This window comes from Microbacterium sp. SLBN-111, assembly GCF_049739645.1.
GTDB lineage: Bacteria > Actinomycetota > Actinomycetes > Actinomycetales > Microbacteriaceae > Microbacterium.
In genome coordinates, this window is the sequence record NZ_JBMGQH010000001.1 from 760,873 (window position 1) to 775,005 (window position 14,133).

Here is a 14,133-nt window from a genome sequence, read left to right on the forward strand (position 1 = left end):
ACGGTGGGGGCATGGCGCCGACGAGAACCGGACGACCCCGGGCATCCGGCTCCTCCCCCACCGGACTCGGCACGCGCGCCGACGTCCTGGCCGCCGCGGCCGCCCTCTTCGGCACGCGCGGGTACGCCTCGGCCAGCACGCACGCGATCGCCGAGGCCGCCGGCATCCGTCAGGCGACGCTCTACCACCACTTCGCGCGGAAGCAGGACATCCTCCTTGCGCTGCTGCTCGACACCGTGCAGCCCTCGCTCGACGTCGCCGCCGAGCTCCTCGCGCGCGACGAGGAACCCGCCGCGCGCCTGTGGGCGCTGTGCGTCGCGGACGTCACGCTGCTCGCCGAAGCCCCGCACAACACCGGCGGCCTGTACCTGCTGCCCGAGGTGTCGGACGCGGCCTTCGAGCCGTTCCGCGAACGCCGCAGCGAGCTCGAGACGACCTACCGCACGCTCGTGGCCGCGTGCGGCGTCGCGCCCGAGACCGCGGCTGCGGGCGCCTCCCTCGTGCTGGCGCTGGTCGAGAGCGTGATCCTGCAGCGCAAGGGCGGACAGACGGCGACCCTGGATGCCACGACCATCGCCGCCGCCGCATTGCGCGTCCTCGACCTCGACGCCGCGACGCGCGAGCGCGCGGCCGCGCTGGGGCCCGGGGTCCTGTCGGCGCTGGGCTGACGCCGACTTACTTGTCGTAGACCTCGCGGCGATGGCCGGCGTGAACGACCACCACGGTGAGCACGTCGTCCTGGATGCGATAGAGCACGCGGTAGTCGCCGGTGCGCACCCGCCACTCGGGGCGGGCCGTCAACTTCTTCGCCGCGGGCGGACGCGGTTCGTCCGCGAGCAGCTCGATGACGGCTTGGATGCGACGCTTCGCCTCCGGGGGGAGCTTCCGGATGGCACGGACCGCTGACGGGAGGACCTGGATCCGATAGGTCACGAAATCAGACCGAGGTCGCGCTTGACGTCGTCCCAGGGGACGGGCGTTTCGCCCAACCGATCGGCCTCTTCCCACGCCGCATCGACCGCACGAATGTCCGCGAGCTCCTCGGCATCCTCGAGCAGCCGCTCGAACTGCGTGGCATCCACGACCGCGGCAACGGGGCGGTCGCGGCGCGTGAGATACACCGGTTCGGTGCGCGCATCGTCGACGATCGCGGCGAGACGCCCTCGGGCGTCGCTGATGGCTACGTGGCTCATACGTCTATTATCGCCGATTTGCCTCAAGATGTACATCTTGCGCGACCCGCAGGGGCACCTCGCCCGCGAGGCTGCACCCAGCCGACAAACCCATTGCAGGCCGCAACCGAGTTGTCAGCAGCGTGCGGTCTCGCGAACCCCGGCGCAGCGCGGACCGCGGGTCGCCCCCACATCGCGGGCGATTTCACGCGCCTTTTACACAGCCGAAACCACGCGCGACCTCGGCGAGCGGATCGTTTCTGTCAAGCAACAGAAACCCGAACCGCCCCTCATCGCCGGGAGCCCGCCATGATCATCTTCGGAGTCGCGCTGAGCGTCGTCCTCATCCTCGTCGTCGGCATCGTCGTCGCGCGCAAGGTCGACGGAGACAGTGCGAACTACCTCGTCGCCGGACGCCGCCTGGGCGTCCCCCTCGTCGCCGTCAGCCTCACGGCCGCCGCGGTCGACGCCAACGCCACCGTCGGCAACACCGACCTCACCTCGCAGTTCGGCTTCTGGTCGGGCGCGTCGCTCGCCATCGGCCTCGCGATCTGCCTCCTGCTGACGGGGCTCTTCCTCGCCAAGCGCATGAACGCCATGAAGCTGTTCACGCTCGGCGACTTCTTCCGCCTCAGGTACGGACGCTCCGTGGAGCTGTTGGCATCCGTCCTCATGATCGTGTCGTTCACGTTCCTGCTCGCGGGCAACCTCGTCGCGTGCGGGTTCCTGCTCGAGCGCTTCGCGAACATCCCGTACGCGTGGGGCGTGGTGCTCGCGGTCGCCCTCGTGCTCGCGTACACGGTCGCCGGCGGCCTCTTCTCGGATGCCTACACCGCGGCGATCCAGACGACGATCACCGTCATCGCGGCCATCGTGCTGCTCGCGTGGGTCGCGGTGTCGTACGGCATCGTCATCCCCGAGGGCATGGGACCGTTCGACCTCCAGCAGCTCACCGACCCGGCCGCCGGAGCCCCGATCAACTGGGCGACGCTCATCTCGCTCGCGATCGGCGACATCGTCGCGATCGACTTCATGCAGCGCATCTTCGGCGCGAAGAGCCCGACGGTCGCGCAGCGCTCCTGCTTCGTCGCGGCGGGCCTGACCGCCGCCATCGGATCCGTGTTCGCGATCGTGTCGCTGAGCGTGTCGTCGGCCCTCGGCCTCTCGGTCGAGAACGGCCCGGTGCTCTACCAGCTGCTCGGCGACTACGCGCCGCCGATCATCGCGATCCTCGTCCTCTCGGGCATCGTCGCGGCCTCCTTCTCGACGGCCTCGGGTGCGATGCTCGCGACGTCGGCGATCGCCGTCCGCAACATCTTCACCGTCCGCCGGCACACCGGAACGGGTCCCGACCCGCTGCTGCGCTGGACGCGCCTCGCGATGATCCCGTTCGTGATCGCCGGCGCCTTCCTCGCGATCCGCGTCAGCCAGACCGGCATCCTGCTCACCCTCGCCTTCGACCTGATGCTCGCGTGCCTCGCGGCGCCGTTCGTCATCGGGGTGTTCTGGAAGCGCCCGGGCACGGTCGCGGCGCTCGGCGCGATGGCCGTCGGCTTCGTCGTCCGCATGATCCTGCTCGCCCTCACCCCGACGCTGTACGGCGTGCCGAACGACATCCTGTACATCCCGAACGACCTGATCGGGGCGGACTTCGACGGCTGGGCCACGCTCGTCGCGGCGCTCGTCGGCTTCGGCACGTACGTCGCGCTGGCTTTCGCGGTCCCGCGTCGCGAGTCCGAGCTCGACCGGGAGGCGGCGGTCCTCGCCGACCTCGCCGCCGAGCGCAAGGCGTCGGAGAGCGAAGAGGTCGAGGTGTCCGCATGATTTATGGATCCAAAGATGCGCAGATCGGATCCCGAACGCTAAGGTGCTCCTCGTGACCATCATCGACCTGAGCATTCCCGTCCACCCCGAGATGCTGCACTGGGGCCGCCGACCGACGTACGAGATGGTGGAGGAGATCTCCGACACCAGCCCGAGCGAGGTGTCTCGCTGGCTCATCGGTGCGCACACCGGCACCCACGTCGACGCCCCGAGCCACTTCGTGCCCGGCGGGACGACCGTCGACTCGCTGCCCCTCAGCCACACCGTCGGCCTCGCGCGCGTGCTGGACCTGCGGCACGTCGAGAAGGAGATCACCGACGCCGACCTGATCGCCGCGGGCGCGGAAGGCGCGACGCGCGTGCTCTTCAAGACGCGCAACTCCATCGACGCCCTGACCCGCAACGAGAAGAGCGCCACCTGGGTCGGGCTGGGGCCGTCGGGCGCGCAGTGGCTCGTCGACCACGGCGTCGTCTTCGCCGCGAACGACTACATGACGATGGAAGCCCCCGACCACACGGTCGAGTGGCCCACGCACGTCATCCTGTGCAACGCCGGCGTCGTGATCCTGGAGAACGCGAACCTCGCCGACACCGAGCCGGGCGACTACTACCTCGTCTGCCAGCCGGTGCCGTTCGAGGGACGCGAGGCCGCCCCCGCCCCGACGCTCCTTCTTCCGGCGGAGACGGCGAACGTCGTCTGATCCGCGCACGGGGCGCCCGGATGCCGCTCAGGCGTCGGGGCGCCCCGCTCCGCGATCGAGGAGGCGCCGGGGTTCGTCGACGAGCATCTGCTCCACCCGCTCCTCGCCGAGATACTCGCGGAGTTCCGGCACGATCGCCCCGAGCAGCCGGCCGTACCCGTGCCCGCCGTACCTCGCGAGCTGTGCCTTGGTCCACACCGACTGCCCGAGCACGTACCGGGCGTCCGGCCGCGCCATCACGGCATCCACGAAGAAGCGCGCGCGCTCCGCGTCCGTCGGGTTGTGGACCCGACCGAGGTGCACGTCTTCGGTCCCGAAGCACATCTCGAGCGTCGCGCCCGAGTCCGACAGCTCGCGCCAGTAGGCGGCATCCAGGAACTCGTCCGCGTTGGTGAAGATCACGCGCTCCACGGGTAGGCCCGCTCGGCCGAGCTCGTCGAGCACCGCGACGCCGTCGCGCGCGTCGGGGTCGAGCCGCACCGAGACGCTCGCGCCGGCCCGCCCGGCGGCCGCGGCGGCCGCGGCGGCCGCGCGCAGCATCCCGCGCTCGGCCCCGGGAAGTCCGGCGGTGGTGCCCAGGATGCCGAGGAGCCCCGCGCGGTAGTCCGTGCCGGGCACCGCGTCCTCGAGGGCTACCGAGAAGAGGGCGTGGAGTCCGTCCTCGTCGAGGGCGGCGATCTCGGGCGGCAGCGTCGCGCGGATGTACGTGCCGTACGCGACGACGATCGTCATCCCGGACCGCCGGGCGATGTCGGGCAGCCGTGCGTGGTCGGGGCCGAGCCCCCACGACGTGCACTCGACGAGCGCGCGCTGGCCCGCGGCCGCCGCCGCGCGGAGCTCGTCGACCGCGGCATCCGGGTCGTCCAGGCGCAGGTTGTCGGCGAACGCGAGCATGTTGCGGCGCAGATAGTCGCGCGTCTCGGGCCGCACGGTGGCAGGCCCCGGGGGCGGAGGTTGCTCGCCCGGCCGCTGCAGGCGCGCGGAGTCCGCGAGCACGTGATCGTGCATCGACGTCGGCCCCAGTGTCGCGGCCGGGACGGGGCCCAGGACGGTCTCGATCATGCGCACTCCCTTCATTGCGGATCCATTCTGGCCCATTTAGGATCCAAACATGACTTTCGTGATGAGACCCGCCGAACTGGATCCCGCCGAGCTCGAGGCCAAACCCCTCGCCCCGCCGAACGCCGAACCGCTGTCGGGCGAGATCATCGTCCGTGGCAAGGTGCAGTTCGTGAACGACGACCGCACGATCATCTCCGGCGTGTGGGAGAGCGACCCCGGCACGTCGCGCTGGGAGTTCCTCACCCGCGGCGAGATCGTCCACATCCTCGCGGGCCGCATGACCGTGCAGCGCGACGGCGAGGAGGCGGTCGAGCTCACCGCCGGCAGCGCCGCGTATTTCCCGATCGGCTGGACCGGCGTCTGGACCGTCATCGAGCCGGTCCGCAAGCTGTACGTGGTCTACAAGCCCGCAGCCTGAGCGCCGGGCTGCCTGCACAACTCCGGCGAAACCGCCCCTCGGCGATCCGCGGCGGGGCCCCGGGGCGGGGACGCCGGAGTTGTGCAGCCGGTGCGGCCGGGACCGGTCAGCGGGCGTGAAGCCCGGGCCGGAGCCGCCGTCCGGCACAACTCCGGCGGAACCTCGCCGCAACCACCCCGGGTCGGCATCCGACGCCGGAACTGCGGGAGTTGTGCAGCGACAGCCCGGGGCCGGTCAGCCCAGGCGCAGGAGGCGCGCGGCGTTCTCGCCGATGATCGCGGCAGCTTCGGATGCCGAGAGCCCGGGGAGTTCCTCGACCACCGCCGCCGTCGCCCCCGGCGTGTACCAGGGGAAGTCCGACCCGAGGACGACCCGCTCCACGCCGATGGCGCGGACGAGGGCGACGACCTGCGCGGCCGTCGGCGCCAGCGGCGCGCCGATCCAGTGCACGATCTCGGACAGGTCGAAGCGCAGGGTCGGCTGCGCCTCGGCGAGCGCCTCGACGTCGCGCCAGGCCGCACCGCCCAGGTGCGCCATGACGACCGCCAGTCCGGGACGTTCCCCGGCCACCGCGGCGATGCGCTTCGGGTCGGCCCAGCCGAAGCCGCGGACGTCGGGGCCGCCGTGGAAGACGACCGGGGCACCGGCCTCCTCGAGCGCGTCGTACGCACCGGCGAGACCCGGGTCGTCGGGGAACGTGCGGATGGCAATCGGGTGCAGCTTCAGCCCGCGCGCACCGTGATCGCCGAACATCTCCGCGAAGTGCGCGTACACCTCGCCCGACGTCATGACCGCGGGGTTGGCGGCGAGGAACGGTAGCAGGCGCGTGTGCTGCGCCCCCACGTCGCACAGCCACCGGTTGTAGGCGACGAGCTCGTCGCGAAGGGCGGCGTGCAGCGGGACCGCGGGCCAGTAGTCCGCCCCGCCGGGCGGGTGGGGAAGGTCGGGCAGCTCGAAGCTGCCGAGCACCGCGGCGTAGTCGAACCCCTCGGCCTCGAGGGTCGCGAGCGCGTCCGCGACGGTGCCCGCGAGCCCGGCGAAGGTCACGTCGGGCTTCTCGCCGTACTCGACGATCGGGTACGCAGTGAGGTCGTGGAGGCCCTGCGCCGGGTCGGCGTACAGGTGCAGGTGGGTGTCAATCCTCATCGTCGACCTCCGGGGCCGGATGCCGGGTCTCGACGACCGTGACCATCTCGAACACGTTGTTGCCCGACAGGCTCGTCACACCGATCCCCGCGGAGGTGGAGCGACCGATCCGCTGCCCGAACACCTCGACGAAGAGGTCGGCGGCGCCGTTCGTGACGAGGTTGACATCCGTGAAGTCGGGGGCGACGCAGACGAACGTCAGCGTGCGGATGAAGGCCGACACCTCGTCGAGCGACCCCACGGCGAAACGGATGAGCCCGAGGACGTTGATGGCGGCGTACCGCGCGGCCTCGTAGCCCTGCTCGAGCGTCACGGTCTCACCGACGCGCCCCGGGAACACCTTGTTGCCCTGGCGGTCCTCGGGCGTGATGCCGCTGATCGTGAGAGTGCGCCCGAGGTGGTGGAACGCCTTCATCGTGGCGTAGCGCTCGCCGTAGGGCGGATCGGAGTAGTCCGGGATCACCAGCCCCATTTCCTTGACACGCTGCTCCGCACTCCACGCCATGGGGTCTCCTCGTCTCAATGGATCCATTTCTTGTGAGATAGGATACAACCGACGAAAGGCGCGAGATGACATCGGCAGAAGCACGCGTACGTGAACTCGGACTCGAGATCCCCGACTACAGCGACCCGCCCTTCGGCATCCGCTATGGCCGGATGAAGCCGTTCCACCGCATCGGCTCGCTCATCGAGCTGGCGGGACTCACACCCGAGAACCGGGCGGGCGACCGGCTGAACCCCGGTGTCGTGAGCGTGGACGTCACGGTCGAGGAGGGCTACGCGTCCGCGCGACTCACTGCCATCCACACCCTCGGCATGATCCGGTACGCCGTCGGTTCGCTCGACAACGTCGTGAGCCTCTCGCGCGCGCTGTGCTTCGTGGTCTGCCCGCCCGGTTTCGAGGACCTGCACCTCGTCTCCAACGGCGCGACCGACCTCTTCCTCGACGTCTTCGGCGACGAGGTCGGGAGCGTGGGCCGCGCCTCGATCGGGGCGACGAGCCTGTCGCGCAACAACTGCTTCGAACTGTGGCTCAGCCTGGAGTGCGCGCCCGACGCCCTGAGCGCATGAACGGCGCGCGGGACATCACGCGGACGGTGCCGTTCTGGCTCATCTTCGCCGCATCGACGCTCGGCGGCATCACGAACTCCGCCAGCACGCCCCTGATCCCCGTCTACGTCACGGACGTCCTCGGGGGCGGGACCGAGCTCGCCGGTGCGCTCATCTCGCTCGCCGCGGTGGCTTCGATGCTGTCGATGCCGGTGGCGGGCGTGCTCGGCGACCGCTTCGGCTACCGTCTCGTCGCGGTGATCGGCAGCGCCGTCGCGACCGCCGCGATGGTGCTGCTCGTGAGCGTCCCGACCGTGTGGGGCGCGGGTCTCAGCCGCCTCCTGTTCGGTCTCGGCGGGTCGGCCGCGGTCACACTGCTCATGGCGTGGCTCGTGACCATGGCCGCACCGGGACAGCGCGGGAAGGCGCTGAGCATCTACGGCCTCAGCGTCTGGATCGGACTTGCACTCGGCCCGCCCCTCGGCACCGCGGTCGACGCGGTCGCGGATCCGCGGACGGTGTTCCTCGTGTGCGCCGGCCTCGAGCTCGCCACGGGCCTCCTCATCCTCGCGCTCCCCCGCGTGCCGCGCCCCGCGCCGCGCTCCGACGCCGCTCCCCGCCCGCGCGGTCTCCGGGCCCTGTGGCGGGCGTTCGTGGCGGTGTGGAGCCCCGGCGTCGTCGCGGCGGCGGCGTGGTGCGGCGAGGGACTCATGCTCGGGTTCCTCATCGTGCACCTCTCCGCCGCCGGCATCCCGGCGACGGGGATCACCGGGGCGGCGTCCGTGTTCGCCGTCTTCGCCGTGTCGGTGATCGTCGCGCGCCTGTTCCTGGCGAACCTGCCCGACCGGCTCGGTCCGCTGCGGGCGACCGCGATCTCGCTCGTCGCCCTCACTGCGGGCTTGATCACCCTCGCCCTGGCGACCGATTTCTGGGTCGCGTCCGTGGGCGCGGCGCTGATCGGCGTGGGGTTCTCTCCGCTCTACCCGTCGTTGACGATGCTCGCCACACGCGGGTTACACCCCGAGAACCGCGCCCTGGGCGTGGGCCTCTTCTCGAGCTTCACGAGCATCGGCTACGGCGGAGGCGCGGTGATCGGTGGCGCCGTGATCGCCGTCGCCCCCTCGATGTGGGCGTTCCTCCTCGTCGCCGGGCTGCAGCTGGTGGCCCTGGCCGTCCTGACGATCTTCACGCGCGACGACTCACCCCGGACCCGGACGGATGCCGTGGAGCCCCGCGATCCTGCCGCCTGACTGCGCGCGCGGACTCCCCGCACGGAACCACGCTGCTATGTTGAGCTCATCACGATCAGCCCGCTCGCCTCACGGCTCGGGCTGATTTTCTTGTCGGAGCAGGTGGTCGGTCGCCGCGGCGTGCCGGCGCCCGCTCACCAGCCGCGCAGACGCTTCGCCGGCAGCAGGTCGCTCATGGCCACAGCAACGGTGTCGGCGCCGCGGGTGATCCAGACGCGGGCGTCGGGCCAGTAGTCGGTGAGCAGCTCCGCGCACACGCCGCAGGGCTCGATCACGTGCTCGGTGCCGCCGGGGCGGCGCAGCACGCTCACCCCGGCCATCACTGTCCCGCCGGCCGCGATCACGTTGCCCGCGGCGACGCCCTCGGCGCACACCGCGGACCGCCGCGCCGACCCGTCGACGTGCACGCCCGTGACGATCCGCCCGTCGGCGAGCCGGAACGCGGCGACGACCTCGTGCCGCCCCGCGCGGTACACCGCGTCGAGCTGGGTCCGCGCAGCCTCGAGCAGCTCGGCATCCGCGTCCGACATGTCGGCGGGACGCACGAGCGGGGGCCGTGAAGTCACACCGGCACCGCGATACGCATGATGCGCGCGTAGTTGCCGCCCTCGACGAGCGCGCGGTCGGCGGCATCCGGGATCGCCTTCGCGATCTTCATGCGCTCGAGGTCGAAGTCCGACCCCGGCCACTCCGAGCCCATGAGGATCTTCTCCGGCCCGAGCCGCGCGTACGCGCGCTTGACGTCGGCCATGAGGGTCGCGGAGGTCTCGAGGTACACGTTCTCGCGGCGCTCGGCCACGATGATCGCCTCGGGCACGTTCCAGACCGCGCCCATGTGCGCGATGATCGTCGGCACATCGGGGTGGTCTTTCGCGATCTCCTCGATCGAGAACGGCGCGCAGAAGGCGTCGTCGAGCGCGTTGATGATAACCGCCATGCCGTTCGCGGCGCACGCGCGGAACACCGGGTCGAGCAGACCGTGGTCGGCGACGTGGTACCCGTGCATGCTCGGGTGGAGTTTGAGACCCCGGATGCCGGCATCCGCCAGTCGTTGGATCTCCTCGACCGCGTCATCGGCCTGCGGCATCACCTGCCCGAACCCGATGAAGCGGTCGGGGTGGGCGTCCTGCAGCCCGATGATGAAGTCGTTCTCGATGCGCTGCGCGAGCGAGCACACCATCGCCATGTCGACGCCCGCGGCATCCATCCGCGAGAGGATCCGCTGCGGATCGAACGGGACGTGGGCCGGCGGCTCCTCACCGGGGCGTGCGCCGGTGAGGTAGTCGGACCGGCCGCGGACGTCCTGGGTCGTGTTGTAGGCGTCGATGATCACGGGAACTCCTGAGGTGGGGGGAAGAAGAAGTGGGGCGGGACTCACACCGGGACGGGGATCGCCGCGGTCGCGACGGCCTCGATGAGGTGGACGCGCTCGGGGTTGCGGCACGCCAGGCGCACCACGGATCCCACGGCGAGGGCCGACAGGTCGGTCGACGGGGAGAGCGACGCCACGACCTTTCGGCCGTACGCGGTGGTGAGCTCGAGGCGGTAGCGCGAGCCCTGGAAGCTCACGAGCCGCACCGTGCCCTCGACGGCCCAGGCCGTCGCGGCCTCCTCGGGCGCGAGGACCGTCATGTCCTCGGGGCGCAGGACCGCCGTGGCATCCACGATCTGTCCCGTCGAGTCGTCGATGAGCGCACCGTCCGAGACGGGCAGGAGGTTCGCCTCGCCGAGGAAGCTCGCGACGTACGCGTTCACCGGGCGACGGTAGAGATCCTCGGGGGTCGCGACCTGGACCAGGCGGCCCTCGTGCATGATCGCGACGCGGTCCGACATCGTCAGCGCCTCGGTCTGGTCGTGCGTGACCGAGACCGTGGTGATCCCGACCTGACGCTGGATGCGGGTGATCTCGACCTGCATCTGCTCGCGCAGCTGCTTGTCGAGGGCTGCCATCGGCTCGTCGAGGAGCAGGATGCCGGGGTTCGCGGCGAGTGCGCGGGCCAGGGCCACGCGCTGGCGCTGTCCGCCGGAGAGGGACGCCGGCGAGCGGTCGGCCATGCCGGGCAGCTGCACCAGAGCGAGCATCTCCTCCGCGACCTTGCGCCTCTCCGCGCGCGGTCGGCGTGCGGCCGACAACGGGAACGCCACGTTCTCGCCGATCGAGAGGTGCGGGAACAGGGCGTACGACTGGAAGACGACGCCGACGTTGCGCTTCTGCGGGGCGAGACGCTCGACGTTCTTTCCGTCGAACGCCACGTGTCCGGCATCCACCGACTGGAGTCCTGCGATGACGTTGAGCAGCGTCGACTTGCCACTGCCGCTCGCGCCGAGGAGCGTCACGAACTCGCCGGGCTGCACGTCCAGGGACACGCCCTTGAGCACGTGGTTGGCGCCGAGGGTGACCTCGACGTCGGTGATGGAGAGGGCGATGGTCATTCGATGACTCCTTCCGGGCGGACCGCGGCGGCGCGGGCGCGGCGCGCCCCCGCCCGGCGCGTTCCGCGACCGATGACGAGCGGGACGATCGCGAGCACCACGATCGCGAGGACGGAGACGAGGGTGGATGCCGCCGTGAGTTCGGGCGAGAACGCCTCCGAGGCCGCGCTGAGCATCTTCAGCGGCAGCGTCTGGACCCCGGGCGGGAGCAGGAACACGGCGAGCACCACCTCGTCGAAGACGACGATGAAGGCGAACAGCGCCCCCGACAGGATGTAGGGCAGCAGCGCCGGCAGCTCGATCTTCCACAGCACGAGGGGCCAGCGGGCGCCGAGCGTCCACGCCGCCGGGCGGAGCGCCGGGTCGATGCGCGCGACGCCGCCGGAGACGATGACGAACACGTACGGCAGCGCGAGGAGCGCGTGCCCGAGGACGAGCGTGAGGACGGAGCCGCGGAGGAACGAGAACTCCGAGCCGGCACCGTACAGGCCGACCGCGTACGCGATCGGGGGCAGGGCGATCGGGACGATGAAGAGCGTGCGGATCCAGCGCTGCGCAGCGCGGCGCCGCACCCGTGTGAGGCCGACCGCTCCGAGCGTGCCGAGGACGGTGGCGATGAGCGTCGCGGCGGCGCTCTCCCACAGCGAGAACGTGAACGCGTTCATCCAGCGGCGGTTGCCGAGGACCTTCTCGTACCACTGCAGCGAGAAGCCGTCGGGCGGGAAGAGGATGAAGCTCCCCTCGGTCCACGACGTGGACACGAGGATCAGGAACGGAACGATCAGCAGCAGGCTCGCGAGGAGCGCGACGACGATGACGGGGAAGCGCCAGGCGCCGAGGCTGCGGGCAACGGTGGTCGTCATGTCAGCCCCACTTCTCGCTCACCTTGAACAGGCGATCGGCGACCAGGTAGATGAGCATCGTCCCGCCCACGAGCAGGATGCTCATCGCGGCCGCCAGGTCGGGGCGGTCGGCCTTGCTCATCTGCGCGTTGATCACTCCGGAGACCGTCATGTTCGCGGGGCCGCCGAGGAGCAGCGGCGTGACGTAGAAGCCGAGCGACATCACGAACACGAGGACGCCGCCGCTGATGATCGACGGCACGATGTGCGGCCAGGTGACCGTGCGGAAGGTCAGCAGTGGGCCGGCACCGAAGATCGTCGCGGCGTTCAGCTGCTCCTTGTCGATCGACTGCAGCGCGCTCATCACAGGGAGGACGGCGAAGGGCAGCATGACCGCGATCATGGCGGGGTACATGCCCGCGACGGTCTGGTAGATCTCGACCGGCTGGTCACCGAGCCCGATGAGCCCGAGGAACCAGTGGATCGCTCCCTTGGGGAGTTCGAGCAGGACCCACCCGAAGGAGCGCACCATGACCGAGGTCCAGAGCGACAGCATGAGCGCCACCAGCAGCAGCGCGCGGAGCCAGGCCGGGGAGGCGACCATGGCGAGGGCGTAGGCGGCACCGAGGATCATCGTCAGGATCATCGTGACCAGGGCGATCACGACGGTACGGCCGAGCGAGCTGAGGAACGCGGGCACGTCGAACATCCCGGCGTACGCGGCTCCGCCCCCCTCCAAAGACATCGCCACGAGGGCGATCATCGGGACGCCGAGCGCGATCGCGAAGAACACGAGGGGCGGCCACATGAGCCACCGCACCTCCGCCCGACTGAATCCTCGGTCTCCCGCGCGGGCGGAACGCACCCGCGGGATCCTGGTGGCCACGCTCGCACTACTCACGCGCACATGCTCCTCGGTCGACATTGCGGGGGCGTTTCCCCGCGTGCAGACGGCTCTCGGGATTCGGATGCTTGGATCCAAAGTGAACCGTTCTGGATCCGATTGTAGGCGTGCCGTGTTTCCTGCGCGTAACAGCGCACCTGGAAACGACGGAAAGGCGCCTCCCCGCGAGGGGAGACGCCTTTCGCCTAGGGGGTCGGACTTAGCCCGCGAGCCACGCGGTGTACGAGTTCAGCAGCAGGTCGGCATTCTCGGCACGCCACTCCTCGCCGTACGACAGCAGGTTCTTGTGGTCGGGGGCGTTGACCACCTGCGCCTTGACGTCATCGGGCAGCTCGTCGAAGACGGCGGGGTTGACCGGACCGTACCCGGTGCGCTGGGTGAAAACGGCCTGGCGCGCGGGGTCGTTCATCCACGCGGCGAGAGCGGCGACGGCGTCGGGGTTCTTCGACGACTTCGGCGACACGAAGCCCGACGGGATCGCGAAGGCCTGGTTCCACTGGACGGTGACGTCCTGGCCGGCGTTCTGCAGCGCGCGGAACTGGCCAGTCACGGTGACGGCGATCGCCGCGCTGCCACTGGTGAGCAGCTGCTGCGTCTCCGGGTAGGACTGGTAGAAGACGAGGCTGTCGCGGATCGTGTTCAGCTTCTTCTCCGCCCGCGGGATGTCGAGCGGGTAGAGGTCGTCGAACTTGACGCCGTCGGCGAGGAGCGCGATCTCGTAGGACGAGTCGTACGAGCCCGGGTCACCGGGCCACGCGCGCTTGCCGGGGAACTTCGTGGTGTCGAAGAAGTCGGCCCAGTTCTGCGGACCGCCATTGGGGAACGTCGAGGTCAGCCAGCCCTGCGCGATACCGAAGACGAAGCCGCCCATGTAGTACGGACGCACGTTCTCCGGGAGGAGGCTGCCCTGGGCGTCCGCGGGGACCGTCGCGAGGTTGTCGAGGTTCGGCAGGATGTCGGAGATGCCGGCCTGGAAGACGTCGTAGTCGCCGGCCTCGCCCTTGAGCTCGCTCTTGTAGACCGAGTCCTCGATGCTCGTGGAGACGACGTCGACACCCGTCTCGTCGATGAAGCTGTCGAAGTAGGAGACCTGACGGCTCTCGTTCGTCGGCCCGCCGTAGTCGGCCCAGACGACCTGACCGCTGAGGGCCGCGGAGCTGCCGGAGGAAGCGGGCTCGCTGTCGGACGAGCCGGCGCAACCGGCCGCGAGGACGCTCACCGCGGCGAGTCCCGCGAGAGTGGCGGCGAGCCGCCGGGAACGGTTCGGGATCTTCATGACTGGAGTACTCCTCGTGCTGTGCGGAAGGGTGGGCCGGACACGACGCATTCGGG

General features: G+C 70.4%; 17 protein-coding genes. 6 read left to right on the forward strand and 11 right to left on the reverse strand.

Features of this window, described 5'->3' with window-relative positions; all coding sequences use genetic code 11:
* Positions 1-11 precede the first annotated feature (11 nt).
* The gene (locus tag RKD05_RS03585) at positions 12-668 is read left to right on the forward strand and encodes a TetR/AcrR family transcriptional regulator (RefSeq protein WP_424708064.1); all 657 of its coding nucleotides are present in this window, start codon (positions 12-14) and stop codon (positions 666-668) included.
* Positions 669-675: 7 nt separating this feature from the next.
* On the opposite strand, the gene RKD05_RS03590 is transcribed toward RKD05_RS03585, so the two are convergent.
* Both RKD05_RS03590 and RKD05_RS03595 read right to left on the reverse strand, forming a co-directional pair.
* Positions 676-933, reverse strand: coding sequence for a type II toxin-antitoxin system RelE family toxin (locus RKD05_RS03590; RefSeq protein WP_424708066.1), 258 nt, complete (start codon positions 931-933; stop codon positions 676-678).
* A complete protein-coding gene (locus tag RKD05_RS03595) occupies positions 930-1,193 on the reverse strand; it encodes a type II toxin-antitoxin system Phd/YefM family antitoxin (protein WP_424708068.1) in 264 nt (87 codons plus the stop codon). Before RKD05_RS03595 ends, RKD05_RS03590 begins: the two co-directional genes overlap by 4 nt.
* Positions 1,194-1,481: 288 nt before the next feature.
* Between RKD05_RS03595 and RKD05_RS03600 the strand changes: the two genes are divergently transcribed.
* Positions 1,482-2,996 (forward strand): sodium:solute symporter family protein, encoded by a 1,515-nt coding sequence (locus tag RKD05_RS03600; protein WP_424708069.1) that lies wholly within the window; start codon positions 1,482-1,484, stop codon positions 2,994-2,996.
* 52 nt (positions 2,997-3,048) lie between these two features.
* A complete protein-coding gene (locus tag RKD05_RS03605; protein WP_424708071.1) occupies positions 3,049-3,696 on the forward strand; it encodes a cyclase family protein in 648 nt (215 codons plus the stop codon).
* Positions 3,697-3,723: 27 nt separating this feature from the next.
* On the opposite strand, the gene RKD05_RS03610 is transcribed toward RKD05_RS03605, so the two are convergent.
* Positions 3,724-4,758: a hypothetical protein gene (locus RKD05_RS03610; protein ID WP_424708072.1), complete on the reverse strand. Its 1,035-nt coding sequence runs from the start codon at positions 4,756-4,758 to the stop codon at positions 3,724-3,726.
* A 49-nt stretch (positions 4,759-4,807) separates the two neighbouring features.
* On the opposite strand from RKD05_RS03610, the gene RKD05_RS03615 reads away from it, so the two are divergent.
* Entirely contained in the window at positions 4,808-5,176 is a 369-nt protein-coding gene (locus RKD05_RS03615) for a cupin domain-containing protein (protein ID WP_424708074.1), read from the forward strand.
* 234 nt (positions 5,177-5,410) lie between these two features.
* On the opposite strand, the gene RKD05_RS03620 is transcribed toward RKD05_RS03615, so the two are convergent.
* Both RKD05_RS03620 and RKD05_RS03625 read right to left on the reverse strand, forming a co-directional pair.
* A complete protein-coding gene (locus RKD05_RS03620; protein WP_424708075.1) occupies positions 5,411-6,322 on the reverse strand; it encodes an amidohydrolase family protein in 912 nt (303 codons plus the stop codon).
* Entirely contained in the window at positions 6,312-6,827 is a 516-nt protein-coding gene (locus tag RKD05_RS03625) for a RidA family protein (RefSeq protein WP_424708077.1), read from the reverse strand. The genes RKD05_RS03620 and RKD05_RS03625 overlap by 11 nt, the downstream gene beginning before the upstream one ends.
* A 65-nt stretch (positions 6,828-6,892) precedes the next feature.
* On the opposite strand from RKD05_RS03625, the gene RKD05_RS03630 reads away from it, so the two are divergent.
* Positions 6,893-7,393, forward strand: a complete 501-nt coding sequence (locus RKD05_RS03630; RefSeq protein WP_424708079.1) for a RidA family protein — start codon at positions 6,893-6,895, stop codon at positions 7,391-7,393.
* Positions 7,390-8,622, forward strand: a complete 1,233-nt coding sequence (locus tag RKD05_RS03635; protein ID WP_424708081.1) for an MFS transporter — start codon at positions 7,390-7,392, stop codon at positions 8,620-8,622. Before RKD05_RS03630 ends, RKD05_RS03635 begins: the two co-directional genes overlap by 4 nt.
* Positions 8,623-8,756: 134 nt before the next feature.
* Here the strand turns inward: RKD05_RS03635 and RKD05_RS03640 are convergent, their stop codons facing one another.
* From RKD05_RS03640 to RKD05_RS03665, 6 genes are all read right to left on the reverse strand, one after another.
* Positions 8,757-9,188: a hypothetical protein gene (locus RKD05_RS03640; RefSeq protein WP_424708083.1), complete on the reverse strand. Its 432-nt coding sequence runs from the start codon at positions 9,186-9,188 to the stop codon at positions 8,757-8,759.
* A complete protein-coding gene (locus RKD05_RS03645) occupies positions 9,185-9,955 on the reverse strand; it encodes an amidohydrolase family protein (RefSeq protein WP_077050697.1) in 771 nt (256 codons plus the stop codon). The genes RKD05_RS03640 and RKD05_RS03645 overlap by 4 nt, the downstream gene beginning before the upstream one ends.
* Positions 9,956-9,996: 41 nt before the next feature.
* Positions 9,997-11,055 (reverse strand): ABC transporter ATP-binding protein, encoded by a 1,059-nt coding sequence (locus RKD05_RS03650; protein WP_424708084.1) that lies wholly within the window; start codon positions 11,053-11,055, stop codon positions 9,997-9,999.
* Positions 11,052-11,918 (reverse strand): ABC transporter permease, encoded by an 867-nt coding sequence (locus tag RKD05_RS03655; protein WP_424708086.1) that lies wholly within the window; start codon positions 11,916-11,918, stop codon positions 11,052-11,054. The genes RKD05_RS03650 and RKD05_RS03655 overlap by 4 nt, the downstream gene beginning before the upstream one ends.
* A 1-nt stretch (position 11,919) precedes the next feature.
* Complete coding sequence (locus RKD05_RS03660; protein WP_197462555.1) at positions 11,920-12,762, reverse strand: ABC transporter permease; 843 nt, start codon at positions 12,760-12,762, stop codon at positions 11,920-11,922.
* A 238-nt stretch (positions 12,763-13,000) separates the two neighbouring features.
* On the reverse strand, positions 13,001-14,077 hold the full coding sequence (locus tag RKD05_RS03665) for an extracellular solute-binding protein (RefSeq protein WP_424708087.1): 1,077 nt from the start codon (positions 14,075-14,077) through the stop codon (positions 13,001-13,003).
* Positions 14,078-14,133 lie beyond the last annotated feature (56 nt).

Excerpts from the sequence above, each read along its gene's own strand:
- RKD05_RS03585 (WP_424708064.1), top strand. The coding sequence starts at position 12 with ATGGCGCCGACGAGAACCGGACGACCCCGGGCATCCGGCTCCTCCCCC.
- RKD05_RS03595 (WP_424708068.1), bottom strand. The coding sequence starts at position 1,193 with ATGAGCCACGTAGCCATCAGCGACGCCCGAGGGCGTCTCGCCGCGATC.
- RKD05_RS03600 (WP_424708069.1), top strand. The coding sequence starts at position 1,482 with ATGATCATCTTCGGAGTCGCGCTGAGCGTCGTCCTCATCCTCGTCGTC.
- RKD05_RS03610 (WP_424708072.1), bottom strand. The coding sequence starts at position 4,758 with ATGATCGAGACCGTCCTGGGCCCCGTCCCGGCCGCGACACTGGGGCCG.
- RKD05_RS03615 (WP_424708074.1), top strand. The coding sequence starts at position 4,808 with ATGACTTTCGTGATGAGACCCGCCGAACTGGATCCCGCCGAGCTCGAG.
- RKD05_RS03620 (WP_424708075.1), bottom strand. The coding sequence starts at position 6,322 with ATGAGGATTGACACCCACCTGCACCTGTACGCCGACCCGGCGCAGGGC.
- RKD05_RS03625 (WP_424708077.1), bottom strand. The coding sequence starts at position 6,827 with ATGGCGTGGAGTGCGGAGCAGCGTGTCAAGGAAATGGGGCTGGTGATC.
- RKD05_RS03630 (WP_424708079.1), top strand. The coding sequence starts at position 6,893 with ATGACATCGGCAGAAGCACGCGTACGTGAACTCGGACTCGAGATCCCC.
- RKD05_RS03635 (WP_424708081.1), top strand. The coding sequence starts at position 7,390 with ATGAACGGCGCGCGGGACATCACGCGGACGGTGCCGTTCTGGCTCATC.
- RKD05_RS03650 (WP_424708084.1), bottom strand. The coding sequence starts at position 11,055 with ATGACCATCGCCCTCTCCATCACCGACGTCGAGGTCACCCTCGGCGCC.
- RKD05_RS03655 (WP_424708086.1), bottom strand. The coding sequence starts at position 11,918 with ATGACGACCACCGTTGCCCGCAGCCTCGGCGCCTGGCGCTTCCCCGTC.
- RKD05_RS03665 (WP_424708087.1), bottom strand. The coding sequence starts at position 14,077 with ATGAAGATCCCGAACCGTTCCCGGCGGCTCGCCGCCACTCTCGCGGGA.